Source organism: Actinoplanes sp. NPDC048791 (genome assembly GCF_040650095.1).
GTDB lineage: Bacteria > Actinomycetota > Actinomycetes > Mycobacteriales > Micromonosporaceae > Actinoplanes.
The window spans coordinates 1-2956 of record NZ_JBEZGQ010001019.1 but is presented as its reverse complement, the minus strand read 5'-3'; the positions used below and the strand labels follow the sequence as shown (position 1 = coordinate 2956).

The window sequence follows — 2956 nt, the reverse complement described above, 5'->3', positions numbered from 1 at the left end:
CGCAGCCCGGCCAGCATGCCCAACGCCGCCACGATGCCGCCGGCCAGCACCACCCAGCGCAGCCAGGGCACGAAGTCGGCGCTGCGGCCGAGCAGGTGGAAGGACCACCAGGCGCTCACCGCGATCGCCGCCGCCAGGGTCAGCGCCGCGAAGATGTTGTTCCGGCGGCGCCACAGCAGCACCGAGCCCATGCCGACCACCGCGCCGATCGCCGGGGCCAGCGCCACCGTGTAGTAGGCGTGGAAGATGCCCTGCATGAAGCTGAAGACGCCGGCGGTGATGACCAGCCACGAGCCCCACAGGATCAGCCCGGCCCGCAGCCGGTCGGTACGCGCCGCGCGCAATGTCAGCACCAGCCCGGCAACCAGCACGATCAGTGCCGCCGGCAGCAGCCATGAGACCTGGCCACCCTGCGAGCTGTCGAACATGCGCAGGAGCCCTGACTCACCCCACATGCCGCCGCCCGCGCCGCCGCCACCACCGACGCTGCCGGTCTCCTCGCCGTTGAGCCGGCCCAGGCCGTTGTAGCCCAGGGTCAGTTCCAGCAGGCTGTTGTTCTGCGAACCGCCGATGTACGGCCGCATCGACGCCGGCACCAGCTCGACGATCGCGATGTACCAGCCGGCCGAGACGACCACCGCCAGCCCGGCGAGCAGCAGCTGACCGATCCGCTGGCCCAGCTTGGGCGGGCCGGCGAACAGGTACGCCAGCGCGTACGCGGGCACCACCAGCAGCGCCTGGAGCATCTTGGTGAGGAAGCCGAAGCCGACGAACACCCCGGCCAGCACCAGCCACTTCGTCGAGCCGTTCTCGATGGCCCGGACGGTCGCGTACGCGCCGGCCACCATCAGCAGCACGAGCAGGGCGTCCGGGTTGTTGAACCGGAACATCAGCACGGCGACCGGGGTCAGCGCCGACACGGCTCCGGCGAGCAGGCCGGCGGCCGGGCCGTACCAGCGGCGGACCGTGGTGAACAGCAGGCCGGCCGTCGCGACACCCATCAGCGCCTGCGGCACCAGGATGCTCCACGAACTCAGGCCGAAGATCCGGACTGACAGCGCCATGATCCACAGTGCACCGGGAGTCTTGTCCACGGTGATCGAGTTCGCCGCGTCGGACGAGCCGTAGAAGAACGCCTTCCAGCTCTCCGAGCCGGCCTGCACGGCCGCCGAGTAGAACGCGTTGCCCCAGCCGGAGGCGCCCAGTCCCCAGAGGTAGAGGACGCCGGTGAGCAACAGCAGGGCGATCAGCGCGGGCCGTACCCAAGGGGCGTCGTCCGGGCGGCCGCGCAAGAACGCCGACCAGCGGGACCGGGGACGGTCCGGCGGTGGGGGCGCGGCCGGCGGCGGGCCGGCCGGCGACACCATCGGCGGTACGGGCAACGTCGAGGTCATCGGGGTTCCTTAGAGGCAGGCGGAAGCTCTGACCTCGTTACTGTCTTCCGCCTGCCTGTCGGCCCCTTATGCCCATCCTGTGGGCGGCCTGTGGGATCAGCCCGCGCGTCGTTTCGCCGCGGCGGTCGCGAGCCGGTCCAGCACTCCCACGGTCGGTTCCCAGCCCATGCACGCGTCCGTGACGCTCTGCCCGTACGCCAGCTCGCCGCCCAGGTCCTGCCGTCCCGGGATCAGGAAGCTCTCCAGCATCACGCCCTTGATGCCCTGCTGGCCGGCCTCCAGCTGGCCGGCCACGTCGTCGGCGACGATCGGCTGGCGCAGGTGGTCCTTGTTGCTGTTGCCGTGCGAGCAGTCGACGATGAGCCGCTCCGGCAGCCCGGCGGCGCGCAGCTGGCCGAGCGCGGCGTTGACGTCGGCGGCGCTGTAGTTCGGGCCCTTGCCGCCGCGTAGCACCAGGTGGCAGTCCGGGTTTCCGGTGGTGTGCATGATCGCCGGCGTGCCGGAGACGTCGATGCCGGGGAACACGTGCTGCGCCGCGGCCGCGTTGATCGCGTCGATGGCGGTGGCGATGCTGCCGTCGGGCCGGTTCTTCATGCCGATCGGCATGGACAGGCCGGAGGCGAGCTGCCGGTGCACCTGCGATTCCACCGTACGGGCGCCGATCGCCCCCCAGGCCACGGTGTCGGCGATGTACTGCGGGGTGATCGGGTCGAGGAACTCGACGCCGACCGGCAGGCCCCGGCCCAGCACCTCGAGCAGCAGCGCCCGGGCGACCCGCAGGCCCTTGCCGACGTCGCCGGTGCCGTCGAGTCCCGGGTCGTTGATGAGGCCCTTCCAGCCCACTGTCGAGCGCGGCTTCTCGAAGTACACCCGCATCACGATCAGCAGGTCGTCGGCGAGCCGGGCGGCCTCGCCGCGCAGCCGGTCGGCGTACTCCGTGGCGGCGACGGGGTCGTGCACGGAGCACGGGCCGACGACGACGAGCAGGCGCGGATCTCGGCCGTCGAGCACGGCCTCCACCTGCCGGCGGCTGTCCAGCACGGTCGCCGACAACTCGTGGGTCAGCGGCAGCTCGTGATGGAGCAGCGCGGGGCTCATCAGCGGCACGACGGTCTCGATGCGCTGGTCGCTGACCCGCTGCACCTCGGGGATGGTCACGGCTGTCTTCTCCTCCGCCGGGACCGGGGGCCGGCAGCCCCGGTGTGACCGGCATTCGTGCAAACGAAAAGGCAGCGACGAATGTCGCTGCCTCGGCCGGCCCTACGGGGTGTCTCAGGTCATGGGATCATGGCTGAGGCACCGGCGGGAGCCGGCCTCGTAAACCACTGATACGTCCAGGACACGCGGTGAGCTTAGCTCATCGCGGCGTCCGGGTGTCCGTCAGCCGGGGTATGGGCACGTGCAAGTTGCTGTGCTGCGATTGAGCACATGAACAACGCGAGCGCGCCGTACCTGCTGGACGGCCTGTCTGCGCCGGGCCGGCGGAAGCTCGGCCAGGCCGGGGGATCTGTCGGTTGTGGCTGGTGAGGATTCGCCGCGTTGTCAGGTGGTAGGGCCGCCTT

General features: G+C 71.0%; 2 protein-coding genes. Both read right to left on the bottom strand.

Annotated features, from left to right (window positions below):
- Positions 1 to 1394: glycosyltransferase family 39 protein (locus tag AB0C29_RS41445; protein WP_360832740.1), on the bottom strand; the 1394-nt coding region annotated here is incomplete at its 3' end.
- A gap of 96 nt (positions 1395 to 1490) precedes the next feature.
- A complete protein-coding gene (locus AB0C29_RS41440; protein WP_360551602.1) occupies positions 1491 to 2552 on the bottom strand; it encodes a 3-deoxy-7-phosphoheptulonate synthase in 1062 nt (353 codons plus the stop codon).
- Positions 2553 to 2956 lie beyond the last annotated feature (404 nt).